At 72.3% G+C, this 16,243-nt stretch carries 17 protein-coding genes and 1 pseudogene; 3 read left to right on the forward strand and 15 right to left on the reverse strand.

The window, feature by feature from the left end:
* The 3 genes and pseudogenes from QR78_RS26270 to QR78_RS26280 all read right to left on the reverse strand — a co-directional run.
* A pseudogene (locus QR78_RS26270) lies at positions 1–525 on the reverse strand (heparinase II/III domain-containing protein); the annotation flags it as partial.
* 128 nt (positions 526–653) lie between these two features.
* Entirely contained in the window at positions 654–2,510 is a 1,857-nt protein-coding gene (locus tag QR78_RS26275) for an HAD-IIIC family phosphatase (protein WP_048430554.1), read from the reverse strand.
* On the reverse strand, positions 2,507–2,749 hold the full coding sequence (locus tag QR78_RS26280) for an acyl carrier protein (RefSeq protein WP_048430555.1): 243 nt from the start codon (positions 2,747–2,749) through the stop codon (positions 2,507–2,509). Before QR78_RS26280 ends, QR78_RS26275 begins: the two co-directional genes overlap by 4 nt.
* A 222-nt stretch (positions 2,750–2,971) precedes the next feature.
* On the opposite strand from QR78_RS26280, the gene QR78_RS26285 reads away from it, so the two are divergent.
* Genes QR78_RS26285 through QR78_RS26295 form a run of 3 tightly spaced genes read left to right on the forward strand, consistent with a single transcriptional unit; the run spans position 2,972 to position 6,919 of the window.
* Positions 2,972–5,329 (forward strand): xanthine dehydrogenase family protein molybdopterin-binding subunit, encoded by a 2,358-nt coding sequence (locus QR78_RS26285; protein ID WP_048430556.1) that lies wholly within the window; start codon positions 2,972–2,974, stop codon positions 5,327–5,329.
* Positions 5,326–5,637, forward strand: a complete 312-nt coding sequence (locus tag QR78_RS26290; RefSeq protein WP_048430557.1) for a DUF2218 domain-containing protein — start codon at positions 5,326–5,328, stop codon at positions 5,635–5,637. Before QR78_RS26285 ends, QR78_RS26290 begins: the two co-directional genes overlap by 4 nt.
* A 46-nt stretch (positions 5,638–5,683) precedes the next feature.
* On the forward strand, positions 5,684–6,919 hold the full coding sequence (locus tag QR78_RS26295) for an aminopeptidase (protein ID WP_048430558.1): 1,236 nt from the start codon (positions 5,684–5,686) through the stop codon (positions 6,917–6,919).
* Between the two features lie 19 nt (positions 6,920–6,938).
* Here the strand turns inward: QR78_RS26295 and QR78_RS26300 are convergent, their stop codons facing one another.
* From QR78_RS26300 to QR78_RS26355, 12 genes are all read right to left on the reverse strand, one after another.
* Entirely contained in the window at positions 6,939–7,976 is a 1,038-nt protein-coding gene (locus QR78_RS26300; RefSeq protein WP_202972664.1) for an NADP-dependent oxidoreductase, read from the reverse strand.
* Between the two features lie 69 nt (positions 7,977–8,045).
* Positions 8,046–8,813: a DUF1223 domain-containing protein gene (locus tag QR78_RS26305; protein ID WP_048430559.1), complete on the reverse strand. Its 768-nt coding sequence runs from the start codon at positions 8,811–8,813 to the stop codon at positions 8,046–8,048.
* A 40-nt stretch (positions 8,814–8,853) separates the two neighbouring features.
* Positions 8,854–9,822: a lipid A biosynthesis lauroyl acyltransferase gene (locus QR78_RS26310; RefSeq protein WP_048430560.1), complete on the reverse strand. Its 969-nt coding sequence runs from the start codon at positions 9,820–9,822 to the stop codon at positions 8,854–8,856.
* Between the two features lie 144 nt (positions 9,823–9,966).
* Positions 9,967–10,989 (reverse strand): zinc-binding dehydrogenase, encoded by a 1,023-nt coding sequence (locus QR78_RS26315; RefSeq protein WP_048430561.1) that lies wholly within the window; start codon positions 10,987–10,989, stop codon positions 9,967–9,969.
* A gap of 20 nt (positions 10,990–11,009) precedes the next feature.
* On the reverse strand, positions 11,010–11,369 hold the full coding sequence (locus QR78_RS26320) for a type II toxin-antitoxin system PemK/MazF family toxin (RefSeq protein ID WP_048430562.1): 360 nt from the start codon (positions 11,367–11,369) through the stop codon (positions 11,010–11,012).
* Positions 11,359–11,718 (reverse strand): hypothetical protein, encoded by a 360-nt coding sequence (locus QR78_RS26325; RefSeq protein ID WP_048430563.1) that lies wholly within the window; start codon positions 11,716–11,718, stop codon positions 11,359–11,361. Before QR78_RS26325 ends, QR78_RS26320 begins: the two co-directional genes overlap by 11 nt.
* Before the next feature lie 169 nt (positions 11,719–11,887).
* Positions 11,888–12,190, reverse strand: coding sequence for an SH3 domain-containing protein (locus tag QR78_RS26330; protein ID WP_048430564.1), 303 nt, complete (start codon positions 12,188–12,190; stop codon positions 11,888–11,890).
* A 12-nt stretch (positions 12,191–12,202) separates the two neighbouring features.
* Positions 12,203–12,967 carry an SDR family NAD(P)-dependent oxidoreductase gene (locus tag QR78_RS26335; protein WP_048430565.1) on the reverse strand — a complete coding sequence of 255 codons (765 nt, stop codon included), beginning with the start codon at positions 12,965–12,967 and terminating at the stop codon, positions 12,203–12,205.
* Complete coding sequence (locus QR78_RS26340) at positions 12,967–14,238, reverse strand: beta-ketoacyl-ACP synthase (RefSeq protein ID WP_048430566.1); 1,272 nt, start codon at positions 14,236–14,238, stop codon at positions 12,967–12,969. Before QR78_RS26340 ends, QR78_RS26335 begins: the two co-directional genes overlap by 1 nt.
* A complete protein-coding gene (locus tag QR78_RS26345) occupies positions 14,235–15,374 on the reverse strand; it encodes a beta-ketoacyl-ACP synthase (protein ID WP_048430567.1) in 1,140 nt (379 codons plus the stop codon). Before QR78_RS26345 ends, QR78_RS26340 begins: the two co-directional genes overlap by 4 nt.
* Positions 15,371–15,835 carry a 3-hydroxyacyl-ACP dehydratase FabZ family protein gene (locus tag QR78_RS26350; RefSeq protein WP_048430568.1) on the reverse strand — a complete coding sequence of 155 codons (465 nt, stop codon included), beginning with the start codon at positions 15,833–15,835 and terminating at the stop codon, positions 15,371–15,373. The genes QR78_RS26345 and QR78_RS26350 overlap by 4 nt, the downstream gene beginning before the upstream one ends.
* Positions 15,836–15,858: 23 nt before the next feature.
* Entirely contained in the window at positions 15,859–16,146 is a 288-nt protein-coding gene (locus QR78_RS26355; protein WP_048430569.1) for an acyl carrier protein, read from the reverse strand.
* Positions 16,147–16,243: the final 97 nt, after the last annotated feature.

Genomic DNA, 16,243 nt, shown 5'->3' on the forward strand with positions numbered 1-16,243 from the left:
GCTGCGGAAGGGGGCGGGCGTCAGCGGCGTCACCGGGCGCAGGCAGGGCTCGGCGACCGTCACGCCCTCGGTGTTGCGCCAGGACCGGAGCGTGAGGACGAGGCCGCGCGCCTGGGGCGGCACGCCGAAGGCCACCCGCACCGGCGACATGAGCAGGAGTTCGCTGCCGGCGGGCTGGCAGCCCGGCCCGGCGATCCAGGCGCTGTGGGGATCGAGGAGCGTGCGCGACAGGCCCGGCACCTGCTCGACGTCGAGGCTCGACCCGTCGCCGGCCAGGAAGTCGAAGCCCGCGAGCACGAAGTCGGCGGCGAGCCCCCCCTCCTCCTCGGCCGACCAGGCGAGGCGGGCTTCGAAGCAGCACCAGGCCCCCGCCGGCAGGTCGCGAAAGGTCAGGAGCGCCCGGGACCAGCGGTTGTTGGCGGTGATCGCGTGCTCGCCTTCATGCGCGCCCGGCCCGGCGCCGCCCGCGTAGCGGGCCTGGATCGGGAGGAGCACCGGCTCGGAGGGCAGCAGGGCCGGAAGCATGGGGCGGGAAAGGGGCCGCTGAGGGACGAAAGGGCTCTCGGCCAGTGCCGGGGAGCACCCTGCCTGTCAAGGCGCCGGGTCGCGCCGCGCACCGCTCGCTGCTCCGCCTCCGGGCGGGCCGGGCCGCCTCAGAACGCCTCCAGCGCCATCGGCAGGTCGGTGGGCGGGGCGTAGGTCGCGAGATCGAGCACCCAGCGCTCCACCCCGTCGGAATCGGGTGCCGCGGGTGCGAAGCCGAGGCGTGGGTAGAGGTCCGCCACCATCCCGTTGCGCCGGCTCGGCCGGTAGAGGCCGACGAGGCGGCGCGCGCCGCTCCTCACCGCCTGCGCGGCCAGGATTGCCAGAATCCCCTCCTCCACCCGCCGCCCGAGCACCCGGCAGCTCATCAGCCAGGTCTCGATCACGAGGTCGTCGCCGGCGAGCCGGCCGGTCGCGACGGCGATCATGCCGTGATCGGCGAGCCGGTCGGCGAGGCGCAGTTGCAGCGTCAGCACCGCGGGGTCGGAGATCAGCGCCGCGGCCTCGGCCTCGCGCATCCGCCGGGTCGTCAGGTTGAACTGGTTGGTCTTGTTGACGAGCTGGACGATGCGGGGAAGCCCGACGGCGTCGAAGGACCGCCAGGTCAGCCGCATGCCGAGACCCGCCAGCATGCCGGCGAGGTCGGTCGCCCGCTCGCCTGCGTCCTCGCGCCGGGCGCGGTCCCGTGCGTAGGCCTGCGCCCGCCCGCGATCCTCCGCCGTCAGCGCCACGGCCTCGAAGTAGCCGGCATCGGCGAGGCAGCGGGCGACCAGCGCCGGCTCGTCGGGCACCTCCGGCACCGCCACCATCGGCAGGTGCTCGCGCACCAGGGCGCGCTCGAACGGGTTGTCGTCGACGAAGACCAGGGCATCGAGGCCGAGGCGCAGCGCGGCGGCGATGCGCCGGAGGTTCGTCGCCTTGTCGTCCCAGTTCGCCGCGAAGGTACCGAAGTCCGAGAGGCGCAGGAGCATGTCGGGATGCTCCAGGAACGGCCGCCGGGCGATGTCGGGATCGTTCTTCGAGCAGACCGCCAGCACGATGCCGCGGCGCGACAGATCGCGGGCATAGGCCTGGAGCGCCAGGAAGGATTCGCCCGACGCGCTGCCCTGCCCGACGACGAGGCCGGCGAGCCCGTCCTCCCCGATCGTGCCGCCCCACACCGTGTCGTCGAGGTCGAGCACCAGGGCCTTCGCCGAGCGGCCGAGCCGGGCCCCGAGGAGCCGGGCGACGAGGTCGCCGTAGAGCGGGGCGGCGGCCGGCGTCACCGCCTGGCGGGCCCGCAGCCACAGGGCGGGATCGTGCCAGGCGTCGAGGCCGTGGCGCGCCACCGCGTCGTCGAGGGCGAGGAGGTCGACGCCCTCCTCCGCGGCGGCGTCCCGCAGGGCGGCGTTGAGGCGCTGCGTGCGGGCGGCGAGCGAGCCCGGCATCCGGTGCTCGTTGCCGCCCATCAGCGGGATCGCGGCCGGCAGCAGCGTCTGCTGGATGATGGTGCAGCCATGTGCCGCCCGGGCCCGGGCCCAGAGGGATCTCAGCCGGTCGAGCGCTGCGCCGACGTCCCCGGTCGGTCCCAGAAGAGCGTCCGCGTCGAGGGCGAGCAGCACGGTGTCGGGTCGCAGGGCGCGCAGGGCCTCGCCGTCGATCTCGCGATCGAACCGGCCGTAGGCGCCCTCGTGGACCGTGACGCGTAAGTCGCGGCGCAAGGCGCCGACCCGGATCCCGGCGGCGAGGTGGGACAGCGTCGAGGAACCGAGCAGGGCGAGGCGCGTCGGCGGGCCGGCGGGCGACGCCTCCGGGAAGCGCCGCTGCAGAACCCGGTCGAGCCGGGTGGTGCGCGCCGGGTCGAGGCGGGTGCGGGCGAGGCCCGCGAGCGCGTCCCAGGCCGCCCGGTCCGGCAGCGCCTCGGCCGCGCCGAGACGCGCGGCGAAATCCGCCGGCGGCGGCGGCAGCCAGGACAGATCGGCCGTCACCGCGGCGCCTTGCGGGCGATGAGAGCCGCGAGGTCGCCGACGCTCGCCAGCCCGTCGACCTCCCGGGTGGTGAGCTTGATGCCGAAGCGCGCCTCGACCGCGATGACGAGCTCGATCATCCGGGTCGAATCCCAGCCCTCGACGTCCTCGGCGGTCAGTGCGGGCGTGAGCGGCACCGGCTCGCCCAACACCTCTTCGAAGAGCGGGGCGAGGGCTGCGAGGGCGGCGTCTTCGGTCATGGGCGGATCTCCTCCATGCGTGCGATGCCGACCGTGAGGATCGTCGAGACGCGCCTCACCTTTCCCCGGACAGCCGTGATGTCGTGCGGCCTGGATGTAGCGCAGATCCATGCAGGCGCGCGAGCCGTGCCCTGCGCGCCGGGGTGGCCTGCCCATTCGGCGTCTTGCATGCCATGGCCGAGTTGCTAGCTCACGCTGACAAGAATTCCGGAGAGTGCCGGCATGAACGCCCGTCCCGACGCCCGCGACTTCGCCAGCCCGCAGAAATTCGGCATCGGCCAGCCCGTGCGGCGGGCCGAGGACCCGGTGCTGGTGCGGGGCGAGGGCCGCTACACCGACGACCTCGCCCTCGACGGCCAGACCTACGGCGTGTTCGTGCGAAGCCCGGTCGCCCACGGCATCCTGCGGGGTATCGACGCCGAGGCCGCCCTCGCCATGCCGGGCGTGCTGGCCGTGCTCACCGCCGCCGATCTCGACGGGTACGGGGCGATCGGCAACGGCCTGCCGTTCAAGAACCAGGACGGCACGCCGATGCGCAAGCCGCCCCAGGCCTCGCTCAGCACCGACCGGGTGCGCTACGTCGGCGAGGCGGTCGCCCTGGTGGTGGCCGAGACCCTGGCCGAGGCCCGCGACGCCGCCGAGGCGGTCGTCCTCGACATCGAGGACCTGCCCGTCGTGACCACCCCGGACGAGGCCGCCGCCGAGGGCGCCCCGCTTCTCCACGACGACGCGCCCGGCAACCTCGCCCTCGATTTCCGCACCGGCGACCAGGCGGCGACGGAAGCCGCCTTCGCGCAGGCCGCGCACGTCGCCTCCCTCGACCTCGTCAACAACCGCCTCGTCATCAACCCGATGGAGCCGCGGTCGGCGGTCGGCGTCTACGAGCCGGAGAGCGGGCGCTTCACCCTGCATGTCGGCTCGCAGGGCGTGTTCGGCCTGCGCAATTCCCTGGCGGACGGCGTGCTGAAGCAACCGCGCGACAAGGTGCGGGTGCTCACCGGCAATGTCGGCGGCTCCTTCGGCATGAAGGCGCCGGTCTACCCCGAATACCTGCCGCTTCTGGAGGCGTCGAAGCGCCTCGGCCGGCCGGTGAAGTGGACCGACCTGCGCTCGGAAAGCTTCCTCTCCGACCATCACGGCCGCGACGTCGCGGTGACGGCGGAGCTCGCCCTCGACGCGCAAGGACGCTTCCTGGCCTTCCGGGTCCGGGGCCGTGCCAATATGGGCGGCTACCTCAACCCGCTCTCGCCCCTGTTCCAGACCGTCAACATCGCCCGCAACATGGTGGGGGTGTACCGCACCCCGGCCTTCGACGTGGCGGTGGAGTGCCTCTACACCAACACCACGCCGATCGGGGCCTATCGCGGCGCCGGGCGGCCGGAGGGCAACTACTTCATCGAGCGGCTGATCGACACCGCCGCCGCCGAGACCGGTCACGACCGGGTGGACTTGCGCCGCCGCAACCACATCCGCCCGGCCGACATGCCGTACCGGGCCCCGTCCGGCCTCACCTACGACAGCGGCGACTTCCCCGCCGTGCTCGACCGGGCGCTGCAGGCTGCCGACTGGGACGGCTTTCCCGCGCGGCGCGCCGAGAGCGAGGCGAACGGCCGCTTGCGCGGCATCGGCATCGGCGATTATCTCGAGATCACGGCGCCGCCGACCAACGAGATGGGTGGCATCCGCTTCGAGGCCGACGGCACGGTGACGATCGTCACCGGCACCCTCGATTACGGCCAGGGCCACCTCACGCCCTTCGCCCAGATCCTGCACGACCGCCTCGGCATCCCGGTCGACCGGGTCCGGCTCGTCCAGGGCGACAGCGACCAGCTCATCGCCGGCGGCGGCACCGGCGGCTCGAAATCGCTGATGGCGAGCGGCACGGCGCTCGTCGAGGCCGGCGACCTCGTGATCGCCAAGGGCCGCGAAGCCGCGGCCGCGGTTCTGGAGGCCGGCCCCGCCGATATCGAGTTCCGCGACGGCCGCTTCGCCATCGCGGGGACCGACCGGGGCGTCGGCCTCCTGGAACTGGCCGCCCGGGTGCGGGCGGGCCTGCCCGACCCCTCGGCGCCCAGAAGCCTCGACGTCGCCCATACCCACAAGGAATCGCCGTCGGCCTTCCCGAACGGCTGCCACGTCGCCGAGGTCGAGGTCGACCCCGAGACCGGCGTCGCGACGGTCGTGCGCTACACCACCGTCAACGATTTCGGCACGCTGGTGAACCCGATGCTGGTCGAGGGCCAGCTCCATGGCGGCATCGTGCAGGGCATCGGCCAGGCCTTGATGGAGCGCACGGCCTATGACGAGCAGGGCCAGCTCGTGACCGGCTCGTTCATGGATTACTGCCTGCCGCGGGCCTCCGACGCGCCGTTCATGGGCTTCGAGAGCCACGCCGTGCCCGCCACCACCAACCCGCTCGGGGTGAAGGGCTGCGGCGAGGCGGGCTGTGCCGGCTCGCTGCCCTCGGTGATGAACGCCCTCGTCGACGCGCTGCGCCCCCGCGGCATCCGCCACATCAACATGCCGGCGACCCCGCAGGCGATCTGGTCGGCGCTCCAGAACGCGGGGAAGGCCGCGTGAGCGATCCCGTCACCCTGGCGGCGCAAGCCCGCGTCGAGACGCAGACCGGCAGCCGCTACCTGACCCAGCTGTGCAAGCACTGGAGCCACAAGTTTCCCGAAACGACCTTCACGCCCGAGCGCGGCGTGGTGCCGTTCGGCGAGGGGCGCCGCTTCACGGCCGAGGCCGACCCGGAGGGCCTGACCCTGCGGGTCGAGGCGCCGGACCTCGACGCGCTCAACCGGATGCAGGGTGTGGTGGCCGAGCATCTCGGCCGCTTCGCCTTCCGGGAGGATCTGGGCGGCATCGCCTGGACGCGGGTGGTGTGAGACCCCACTGATATCGGCCTCGACGCCTGCAGGAGACGAGTTTCGCATGAGCACGCACGACGCCCGCCTCGACCGGCTCGCCGAGGTCGCCGTGAGGGTCGGGCTCGGGCTTCGGCCCGGCCAGGAGCTGGTGATGACGGCGCCCCTCGACGCGCTGCCGCTGGCGCGCCGCATCACCGCCCAGGCCTACAAGGCCGGCGCCTCCGTGGTGACGACGCTGCTGGCCGACGACCAGGCGACCCTGGCGCGCTTCGAGCACGGCCACGACGACGCCTTCGACAAGGCCGCCGGCTGGCTCTACGAGGGTATGGCGCAGGCCTATCGCAACGGGGCCGCGCGGCTCGCCATCTCGGGCGACGACCCCTCGCTGCTCGCCGGCCAGGACACCGACAAGGTGGCGCGGGCCAACCGCGCCCGGTCCAAGGCCTACATGCCGGCGCTCGAGCAGATCGCCAATTTCGCCACCAACTGGACCATCGTCTCGGCGGCGACCCCGGCCTGGGCCCGCACGGTGTTCCCCGACCTTCCCGAGGACGAGGCGGTCGCGCGCCTGTGGGACGCGATCTTCTCCGCCTCGCGGGTCGACGGGCCCGATCCGGTCGGCGCCTGGGAGGCGCACAACCGGGGCTTGAGCGCCCGCACCGCCGCCCTCAACGCCCGCCGCTACGCCGCCCTGCATTTCCGCGGGCCCGGCACCGACCTGACGGTCGGGCTCGCCGACGACCACGAATGGTGCGGCGGCGCCACGACGGCGAAGAACGGGATCGTCTGCAACGCCAACATCCCGACCGAGGAGGTCTTCACCACGCCGCACTGCCTGCGGGTGCAGGGCCATGTCAGCGCGACGAAGCCCCTCTCCTACCAGGGCACCCTGATCGACGGGATCGCGGTGCGCTTCGAGGAGGGCCGCATCGTCGAGTCGCGGGCCCGCACCGGAGCCGACGTGCTCGCCAGGGTGATCGACACCGACGAGGGCGCGCGCCGCCTCGGCGAGGTCGCGCTGGTGCCGGCCTCCTCGCCGATCTCGGCCTCCGGGCTCCTGTTCTGCAACACCCTCTACGACGAGAACGCCGCGAGCCACATCGCGCTCGGCCAAGCCTACAGCAAGTGCTTCCTCGGCGGCGGCGCGGATTTCAGCGAGCAGGACCTGGCCGCGCGCGGCGCCAACCGCAGCCTGATCCACATCGACTGGATGATCGGCTCGGCCGAGGTCGACGTCGACGGGGTGACGCCGGACGGCCGGTCCGAGCCGCTGATGCGCCGGGGCGAGTGGGTCGACTGACCCACGGCTCCGGGCATCCCTACCCCACGTAGATCAGGCGCTTGCCGCGATTCTCGCCGCGGTAGAGCCCGGCGATCGCCCCGGGGGCGCCCTTGATGCCCTCGGTGACGTCCTCGTCGAGGCGGATGCGGCCCTCGGTGTACCACCCCGCCAGGGCCGCCACCGCCGCTTCGAACCGCGCCTTGTGGTCGAGCACCACGAAGCCGCTCCAGATCAGGCGCCGGGTCAGGATCTCGCGCTCGACCCGGGGTCCGGTCGGCACGTCGGTCCAGCTCGCCACCGAGGCGGTGCCGCATTGGACGATGCGCCCGGCGACCGCCATCCGCCGCAGGGCCGCGTCGAGGATCGGCCCGCCGACATTGTCGAAATAGACGTTCACCCCGTCCGGGGCCGCCGTCGCGAGGGCGGCGCTCCAGTCGTCGGTGCGGTAGTTCCAGGCGGCCTCGTAGCCGTAGGCCTCGCGGCAGCGGGCGACCTTGGCGTCGTCGCCGGTGAGGCCGAGGGGACGGCAGCCGAGGTTGCGGGCGATCTGGCCGACGAGGCTGCCCACCGCACCGGCGGCAGTCGAGACCAGCACCGTCTCGCCGGCCTGCGGCCGTCCGAGCGCGGTCAGCCCGAGATGGGCGGTGAGCCCGTTGAGCCCCAGCAGCCCCGCATGGGCCGAGAGCGGCACCGCCTCGGTGCAGCGCCGGAAGATCGCCGAGACCGGAACGGCGGCGTAATCCTGCCAGCCGAACCAGCCGTACAGGAACTCGCCCTCGGCAATGTCGGGCGCGTTCGAGCGCACCACGACCCCCACCGCCAGGGCCCGCATCGGCCCGCCGAGCGGCACGGGCTGGGAATAATTGGCCTCGGCGCTCGCCCAGCCGCGCTGGGCCGGATCGACCGAGAGATAGAGGTTGCGCACCAGGATCTCGCCCGGGCCCGGCTCGGGAACCGGGACGGCGTCGAGGTGGAAATCCTCGGCCTGCGGGATGCCGGCGGGCCGGCGGGCGAGCAGCACCCGGCGGTTCGTGTCGGGCAGGGCATAGGCGGGAATGTCGGTCGGGCCGGTCACGCGCGTCTCCTCCTGGCGGCGCGTTCGTCCGGCGCCGCTCTCATCCCATTCTCGACCGCGATCAGGCTCTTACAAGCCCGGCCCCTTGGCCGCCCCCAGGATGCGCCCCGGCCCGCTATTCTCGGCCTGCAGCACCACGACGTAGGAATCGGCGTCGGCCGCGGCAAGCGCGGTGCGGGGCACCTCGTAATGGGCCGCCACCCCGCGCCAGGGGCCGACATGGTGCATGCCCCGCACCACGTTGCGGTAGGTGACGGTGCGGCCGCGGTTCTCGCCCCGCCCGATCGCGACCTCGCGGGCGCGGGCGACGGGCAGCAGCCAGACCTCGGCGCTGCGGCCGGCCTCGCGCGCGGCGCCGACATCGATCAGGATGCGGTCGGGCGCGGCCTCGCTGTGGATCGCCACCGGCAGGCTCGCGGCGGTGCCGGGCTCGCGGATGCTGCGCTCCAGGGCCGCCCGGTCGGAGCCCACCACCGTGGCGGCGCCGTTGATCACCGCCTGGGGCGTGAAGACCTGGCGGTCGCCGCGCATGCTCGCATAGGCGCGCTGGCGCGCGGTGAACGAGGTGCTGGCGAGCGTGTCCTTCCAGCCGAGATAGTCCCAGTAGGTCACCGGCAGGGTCAGGGCGATCACGCCCGGATCGCGGGCGAGTTCGGTCACCAGCCGGTCCGCCGGCGGGCAGGCGGAGCAGCCCTGGCTGGTGAACAGCTCCACCACCGCCCGGGGCGCCCCGTCCTGCGCCCGCGGGGCGACCTCCTGCGCGCGCGCCGGGCCCGGGAGGCCGAGGCCGCATGCGGCGAGGCCGGCGAGCAGGCGATGGAGGGCGGCGCGCGTCATGGGCCATCAACACCCGGCGGGAGCGCGGAGAGAAGTCACGTTAGCTTGAGGCCTGCGCGGCCGGCATCCGCGGGGCGGTCTTCGGCAGCATCGACGGGCGCCAGCGCCGGTGCATCCACAGCCACTGCTCGGGGTGCTCGCGCACCCAGCCGGCGATGACGTCGCTCATCGCCTGCATGGCGCCCTGCACGTCGATCGCGCCGCCGGAATCCCGCGGCAGGGCCAGCGCCGGGGTCAGCTCCAGGCGGAAGCGGTCGCCCGGCAGCCGGATCACCCGCACCCCGTGGACCGGGCAATCGTAGTGCCGCGCGAGCTTGGCGAGCAGCGGGTTCACGAGCGCCGGCTGCCCGAGGAAATCCACCACCACCCCGCGGGTGAAGTGCTGGTCGACCAGCATGCCGAGATGGCCGCCGCGCTCGACCACGCCCTGCATCTTGAACGCGGCGCCGGGCCCGGCCGCCGTCAGGCCGCCCATCGTGGCGCGGCGCACCTCCTGCACCAGTTGGGCGGCGGCCGGGCTGTTCGGCGGGCGAAAGACCGCGCTCGCCTCCAGCCCGAACCGGGCGGCGCAGATCGCCGGCAGCTCCCAGTTGCCGAGATGGGCCGAGAAGATCAGGCCCGGCTTGCCGTCGTCGCGCAACGCGAAGAAGTGCTCGATGCCCGCGACCTCGATCCGCCCCGGGGTCGCGGCGGCGGGGTCGTAGTCGAAGATGTCGCCGAGATGGGCGTATTCGGCGCCGGTGCGGCCGAGATTGTCCCAGGCGCCCCGCGCGATCGCGGCGATCTCGGCCTCGCCCTTCTCCGGGAAGGACTGGCGCAGGTTGTTCAGCGCCGTGCGGTGCGAGGGCAGGCGCGGACCGATCGCCCGGGCGATCGCGGCGCCCGCTGCGGCGGCACGGGCCGGCCCGAGGAGGCGCGCCACCGCGAACAGGGCGCGGACCACGAAGACCATCGGCAGGCCGGCGAGGCGGGACAGGGCACGATAGAGCCTCAGCTTCAGGCGCAGCACGACGATCTCACGAAGCAGTCCGGGATTGAGAGGGCGGGACGGCGCAGGTTTTTTCGAACCTCGCGCCTCGCCTCTTCTCCTGCCGGACCGGTTTGCGCAAGGGCGCGACATCGCCCCCGCGCCGTTCTTCGACGAGCGTGGCCTTCAGAGCGTGACCAGGATCTTTCCGAACACCTTGCGCGATTCGAGCCGTTCCAGGCCTTTCGCGAAATCGGCGAGCGGCAGCACGGTGTCGATCACCGGGGTGATCCCGTCGGCCATCTTGTCCAGCGCCTCGCGGATGTTGGCGATCCGGCAGCCGAACGAGCCGGTGATGCGGTATTGCTGCTGGAACAGCTGCATCAGGTTCATGGTGGTGGACACGCCCGAGGTCGACCCGCAGGTGACGAGGCGCCCGCCGCGCTTGAGGCAGAGCAGCGAGCCGTTCCAGGTCTCGGGCCCGACATGCTCGAACACCACGTCGACGCCCTTGCGCTTGGTGGCCTTGCGCACCTCGCCCTCGAACCGCTCGGTGCGGTAGTTGACGACGTGGTCGGCGCCGAGCGCCCTCGCCTTCTCGCCCTTGGCGTCGTCGCCGACGGTGGTGAACACCGTGCAGCCGATCGCCTTCGCCATCTTGATCGCCGTGGTGCCGATGCCCGATCCGCCGGCATGGACCAGGATGGTCTCGCCGGGTTCGAGCTTGGCGTTGTCGAACAGCATGTGCTGCACGGTACCGAACGCGATCGGCGCGCAGGCGGCGTCGGTGAAGCTGACGGAGTCGGGCACGCGCACGACGAGTCGCGCCGGCAGGTTGACGAATTCGCGGGCGAAGCCGTCGACGTGGAAGCCGAGCACGCCGCCGACCTCCTCGCAGAGGTTGTCGCGGCCCTCGCGGCAGGCGCGGCATTTTCCGCAGGTCAGCGCGCCGTAGGGCGCGACCTTATCGCCAACCTTCAGCCCCTCGACGCCCTCGCCGATCGCGGCGATCTCGCCGGACGCCTCGGCCCCGACGGTGAGCGGCAGCTTGCGCTTGGCGAAGGCCATGCCGCGAAAACCCCACACGTCGATGAAGTTGAGGCCGACGGCACGGACCCGGATCTGCACCTCGCCGGGGCCGGGGGCATCCAGGTCGGGAACCTCGGTCAGGCGCAGGTCGCGGTCGCCGAAGAGCTGGAGGGCTTTCATCAGGGTCCTTGTCTCAACACTCAGTGCGTCTGGGTCGTAGCTGCTGGATTTTTCATGACATCATCCAGGGCGGACGACAGTGCGTTACGGTCCGACGAGCCCATAGTCCCGATCTTGCGAGCGACGGTGCCTTTGGGCAGCGAGAAGATCTTCCAGCGCACGACGCATGGCCTGAGCAGCCCGGCGGCGGCCAGGTCGGTAACGGAGTGATCACTCGCCCAACGGCCGGCAGCAGCCGTCGTGATCATGGCGGTGATGATGTGGTCGTGCGCATCGTTGAAGTCCGACCCTGACAGGACCAAGACCGGGCGCGGCTTGCGGCGCGTGCTCTCGACGAAAGGAAACAGCGCCGTGAGAACGTCCCAACGCTCAAAGGTCATCGAAGGCCTCGGCGTCTTCCGGACTGTTCCATTCATCGAGCATGGCGCTCAGGCTTTCGAGATACGGATCGCGCCGTTTCGGGCTTCCTTCGATCTCGAGAGGGACGGCACCGGCATGCTCCTGTCGGAGAGCCGCCCAGGCTTGAGCATGGGCCGCATCAACCGTCAGACCCGGCAGCGGCCGGCCATCGGGACCGCCCTCCATCTTGTGGAAGCGGATCGGCGTGCCGGCGATCCGCAGCGTCACCGGCGCGCCAGCGGGCAGCGAAGCGATCAGCGCGGCAACCTCGGGATCGCCCAGGATCTGTCCGGTCCAGAGCGCGTCGTCGCGGAGGATCATCATCGCCATCGGCAGCCTCCGAAGGTCCGTGATCGGCATGCTCTAGAGCACTTCACGATCGCGTTGCAATCGCGAAGCTCTCTAGGTCTTTGATTTTGCCGCATTTTCTGCGACGAACCGGTATCCACTTCGTCGGAAAATGCTCTAGCCGCCGCTGCCCCCCGGATCAACGCACCCCTCACTCCGGCGTCAGGTAGCGCCGCCGCGCCCATCCGACGATCGGCCCGAGCTTCACCCGGCACCAGGTCAGTCCGCTCGGGGTGTCGTTGGTGCAGCCGAACCCGCGCAGGCGGCCGCGGGACGGCGCCTGGCCGAGGGCCGGCGAATCGGCGTCGGGCGCCTCGCGGATGCTGAGCGTGTCGCCCGGGGGCAGCCCCTCGACCCGGAAGATCTCCAGGCGGCCGAAATCCTGCGCCTGGACCGACGCCGGAACGAGGAGGAAAGCCGCCGCCAGGGCGGCGCACGCGAGGGGGTACCGCATGGATCCGGTTCGTCAGGTGCGATGGATGCCCATCATCGCGGTGAGGCCGCCATCGACCGGCAGCACGGTGCCGGTGATGTAGCCCGCCGCGGGGCTCACCAGGAATGCGACGAGATCGGCCACCTCCGCCGGCGCGGCGAAGCGCCCGGACGGGATCTGCTTCTCCATGCCGGCGCGGTAGGCGGCGTAGGGCGCCATCATGTCGGTGTCGATGAAGCCCGGCGCCACCACGTTGACGGTGACGCCGCGGCGCGCCGACTCGATCGCGAGCGTGCGGCAATAGGCGATCAGCGCGCCCTTGCTGGCGGCATAGGCGGCGTTGCCCGGATTGGCCCGGAGCGCCGCCACCGAGCCGATCGCCACGATGCGCCCGGCCTTCGCCCGGGTCATCGGGCGCACCAGCGCCTTGGCGAGGCGGGTCAGCGACCAGAAATTGACCTGCATCGCCGCTTCCGCCCGATCCTGGTCGAGCACCGCGGCGAGGCTGTCGCAGGGCTGGCCGGCATTGTGGACGAGGCCGAAGATCCCCTCGCCCTCCATCACGCCGCAGAAATCGTCGAGGGCCGCCTTGTCGGCGAGGTCGAGGCCGTGGGGCCGCACCCGCTGCTCGGGATGGAGCGCGGTGAGTTCGAGAGCCAGCGCCTCGGCGGCGTCCTGCGAGCCGCGATAGGTGAAGTCGACGTCGTGGCCGGACGCCATCAGCGCCCGCACGATCGCGGCGCCCAGACCCCGCGCGCCGCCGGTGACGAGGACGCGGCGATGGTGGATCGCGGCCATCAGACGGGCTCCGCCCCGAACACCAGGCAGGTGTTCTGGCCGCCGAAGCCGAAGGAGTTCGACAGCACGGTCCGCACCGGCACGTCCCGGGCGGTCGTCACCACGTCGAGCGGAATCGCCGGATCGGGCACCGCGTAGTTCAGGGTCGGGGGCACCCGGCCATGCGCGATGGTCAGCAGCGAGAACGCCGCCTCGACCGCGCCGGCGGCGGTGAGCGTGTGGCCGATCATCGACTTGTTGGAGGAGATCGGGACGCCGCGCATGCGCTCGCCGAGCACCGCGAGGCAGCCCATCGCCTCCATCTTGTCGTTCTCCGGCGTGCCGGTGCCGTGCGCGTTCACGGTGTCGATCTGGTCGGGATGCAGGCCGGCATCGTCGATGGCCGCGCGGATCGCCGCGATGATCGGCGCGCCGTCCGGGCTCGACCGGGTACGGTGGAAACCGTCGCCCTTCTCGCCGCAGCCGAGCACGTAGCCGAGGATGCGGGCGCCCCGCGCCCGCGCGCTCGCTGCGCTCTCCAGCACCAGGGCGGCGGCGCCCTCGCCCATCACGAAGCCGTCGCGGTTCTTGGCGAAGGGCTTGGAGGCGGCCTCGGGCGGGTCGTTCTGGGTCGACAGGGCGGAGAGCAGCGAGAACCGGATCAGCGATTCCGGGTTCACCGAGCCGTCGGTGCCGATGCAGAGCGCCGCCTCGACCTCGCCGCGGCGGATCGCCTCGACGCCGAGCTGGATCGCGGTCGCGCCCGACGAGCAGGCGGTCGAGAGCGAGATCGGCGAGCCCCTGGTGCCGAAGCGGTCGGCGATGCGGTCGGCGACCGTGCCGAAGATGAACAGGTCGTGCCAGTCGTCGAAGCGCCGGCTCGCAGCGGCCCGCAGCAGGTCGGCATAGGTCACGTCGCCGTTCGCCGCGGCGGCCTCGGCCAGCGCCTGGCGCTGCGGCCACTCGATCTCGACCGGCGGCACCGCCATGAACAGGGCGCCCGGGAAGTCGCCGGACAGGCCCGCCTGCCCGATCGCCTCCGCGGCGGCGGCCTCGGCGAAGCGCTCCGAGAGCATCGGCGCCACCACGGGGTCGGCGGCGATGAAGTCGACCGTGCCGGCGATCCGGGTGCGCAGCCCCTCGGTCGGGAAGCGGGTGATGGCGTGGATGCCCGACCGGCCGGCGGTGAGCGCGGCCCAGTTGTCGGTGACACCCTGGCCCAGCGAGGTCACCACGCCGAGGCCGGTGACCGCCACCAGGGGGCGTCCCATCGCGTCGCGGTCGCGGCTCATGCTGTGTCCCCTGCGGTGGTGAGGCGCAGCACGCCCTCGCCCCGGCGATGGCCGACCGTCGTGACGGCGACCTCGCGGGCCTCGCCCGATGCCACCAGGGCGGCGGCGATGGCCGCACCGAAGGGCGCGGCGGCCTCCAGCGTGTGGCCGGTGAGGTCGCCGAGCGCCCGGACCGGCGACTGCGGCGCCAGGGCCGTCAACGCGTCCCGTTCCTCGCCCGTGATGCCGGTGCAGCCGGTGGCGGCCGAGATCACGGCGTCGGGTTCGGTCACGCCGGCTCGGTTCCAGAGGCCCGTCAGGCTCGCCGCGACGCTGCCGTCCCGGCGTTTGGTGCGGTCGCTTGCCACCGCGTCGAGACGGGCGAGTGCCCGGGCGCCGCGGGCCCTGGCGTGGTCCTCGGCCTCCAGCACCAGGAAGGCGGCGCCGGACCCCAGGATGAAGCCGGGCGCGTCGCCGCGGTCGAAGACCGGCCGATAATCCGGTTTGGAGAGGTGGCCGCCCATCTCGTGGATCAGCAGCACGTCGGCGCGCTCGGCGTTGTAGGAGCCGCCGACGAGCACGATGTCGAGCTGGCCCGACGCGATCCGGGCCTGGGCGATGCGGAGCGCGTCCACGCCGCTCGATTCCTCGCCCATGAAGGTGCGCGAGGCGCCCGTGACCCCGTGCACGATGGCGATGTTGCCGGCGAGCAGGTTCGAGAGCTGGGCGAGGAAGAGCGTCGGCCGCAGGTCGTTCAGCAGGCGCTCGTTGAGGTAGGCGCCGGGATCGGCCGCACCGCGCAGGCCGGTGAGGATCTGGCCGTCGACCGCGTAGTCGCGCTCGCCGCCGCCCGCCGCCACGACGAGGTGCATGGCGCCCTTGAGCGCCGCGTCGGCCTTGGCGCCCGCCGCGTCGAGGGCGAGGCCGGCGGCGTAGACCCCCAGCCGCTGCCACGGCTCCATCTGCCGCTGATCGGATTTCTTCGGGATCTGCCCGTCGAGGCTCAGGGCGGCGGCCGGATGCACCGGATAGGGCGCGAAGGTCGCGGCGTCGGTGCGCGGCGCGCCCCCGGACCGGTAGGCGGCGAGATGGGCGTCCACGCCCTCGCCGGCGCAGGAGACGAGCCCGAGGCCCGTGACGATGACTGGCCTGGTCACGAATCCGCTCCGTCGGGGAGGCCGATGCGGGCGGTGCGCTCGCGCATGAGCGCGCCGAGACCGTCCGGGAACGGCATGGTCCGGAACCGCAATTCGGCGTTGCAGATCGGCTTGCCGTCGGAGCGGATCGCCGCCTTGGTCACGGCATACCCCGAGCCGTCATGCTCCAGGCTCGCCTCGACCTCCAGCACGGCCCCGGGGCCGACGAAGGAGCGGAAACGCGCCTTATCGACGCCCATCAGGAACGGCATGTGGCTGAACGACGCACGGGCGAGGAGCAGGTAGCCGGAGGCCTGCGCCATCGTCTCGGTGAGGAGCACGCCGGGCACCAGGGGGTGACCGGGAAAATGCCCCTCGAAGACCGGGCTCGCGTCCGGCACCGTGGCGATGGCCCCGATGCGCCCTTCGGCGCGGTCGAGGCTCACGACCCGGTCGATCATGTCGAAATATTCGAGGCGCATCCCGGCGGCCGCCTAAACCCGGATCAGACCTTGGCGGCCTTCTCGGCCACCAGGCCGTCGATGCGCTGGCAGAGATTCTTCAGCACGAAGTACTGCTCGGCCGGAACCTTGCCCTCGTTGACCTCCTGGGTCCACTGCTCGAGGGGCAGCTTGATCCCGAAGGTCTTGTCGATCTCGAAGGCGATGTCGAGGAAGGCCAGGCTGTCGATGCCCAGATCGTCGATGGCGTGGCTCTCCGGCGTGATCTTCTCGCGCGGGATGTCGGCGACGTCGGCGATGATGGTGGCGACGCGGTCGAAGGTGTCGGACATGGACGTGCAGCCGTCTTCCTGCTGAGGTCTAAGCGTACGAAGCGTTGGCGCGCCAACGCTTCGTACGCTTAGATTCTTGTTTCGTCGCAGGTTTTTG

It is taken from the genome of Methylobacterium indicum (assembly GCF_001043895.1).
Taxonomy (GTDB): Bacteria; Pseudomonadota; Alphaproteobacteria; order Rhizobiales; family Beijerinckiaceae; genus Methylobacterium; species Methylobacterium indicum.

Excerpts from the sequence above, each read along its gene's own strand:
- QR78_RS26280 (WP_048430555.1), bottom strand. The coding sequence starts at position 2,749 with ATGACCGAAGACGCCGCCCTCGCAGCCCTCGCCCCGCTCTTCGAAGAG.
- QR78_RS26285 (WP_048430556.1), top strand. The coding sequence starts at position 2,972 with ATGAACGCCCGTCCCGACGCCCGCGACTTCGCCAGCCCGCAGAAATTC.
- QR78_RS26295 (WP_048430558.1), top strand. The coding sequence starts at position 5,684 with ATGAGCACGCACGACGCCCGCCTCGACCGGCTCGCCGAGGTCGCCGTG.
- QR78_RS26305 (WP_048430559.1), bottom strand. The coding sequence starts at position 8,813 with ATGACGCGCGCCGCCCTCCATCGCCTGCTCGCCGGCCTCGCCGCATGC.
- QR78_RS26315 (WP_048430561.1), bottom strand. The coding sequence starts at position 10,989 with ATGAAAGCCCTCCAGCTCTTCGGCGACCGCGACCTGCGCCTGACCGAG.
- QR78_RS26320 (WP_048430562.1), bottom strand. The coding sequence starts at position 11,369 with ATGACCTTTGAGCGTTGGGACGTTCTCACGGCGCTGTTTCCTTTCGTC.
- QR78_RS26325 (WP_048430563.1), bottom strand. The coding sequence starts at position 11,718 with ATGGCGATGATGATCCTCCGCGACGACGCGCTCTGGACCGGACAGATC.
- QR78_RS26330 (WP_048430564.1), bottom strand. The coding sequence starts at position 12,190 with ATGCGGTACCCCCTCGCGTGCGCCGCCCTGGCGGCGGCTTTCCTCCTC.
- QR78_RS26335 (WP_048430565.1), bottom strand. The coding sequence starts at position 12,967 with ATGGCCGCGATCCACCATCGCCGCGTCCTCGTCACCGGCGGCGCGCGG.
- QR78_RS26340 (WP_048430566.1), bottom strand. The coding sequence starts at position 14,238 with ATGAGCCGCGACCGCGACGCGATGGGACGCCCCCTGGTGGCGGTCACC.
- QR78_RS26350 (WP_048430568.1), bottom strand. The coding sequence starts at position 15,835 with ATGCGCCTCGAATATTTCGACATGATCGACCGGGTCGTGAGCCTCGAC.
- QR78_RS26355 (WP_048430569.1), bottom strand. The coding sequence starts at position 16,146 with ATGTCCGACACCTTCGACCGCGTCGCCACCATCATCGCCGACGTCGCC.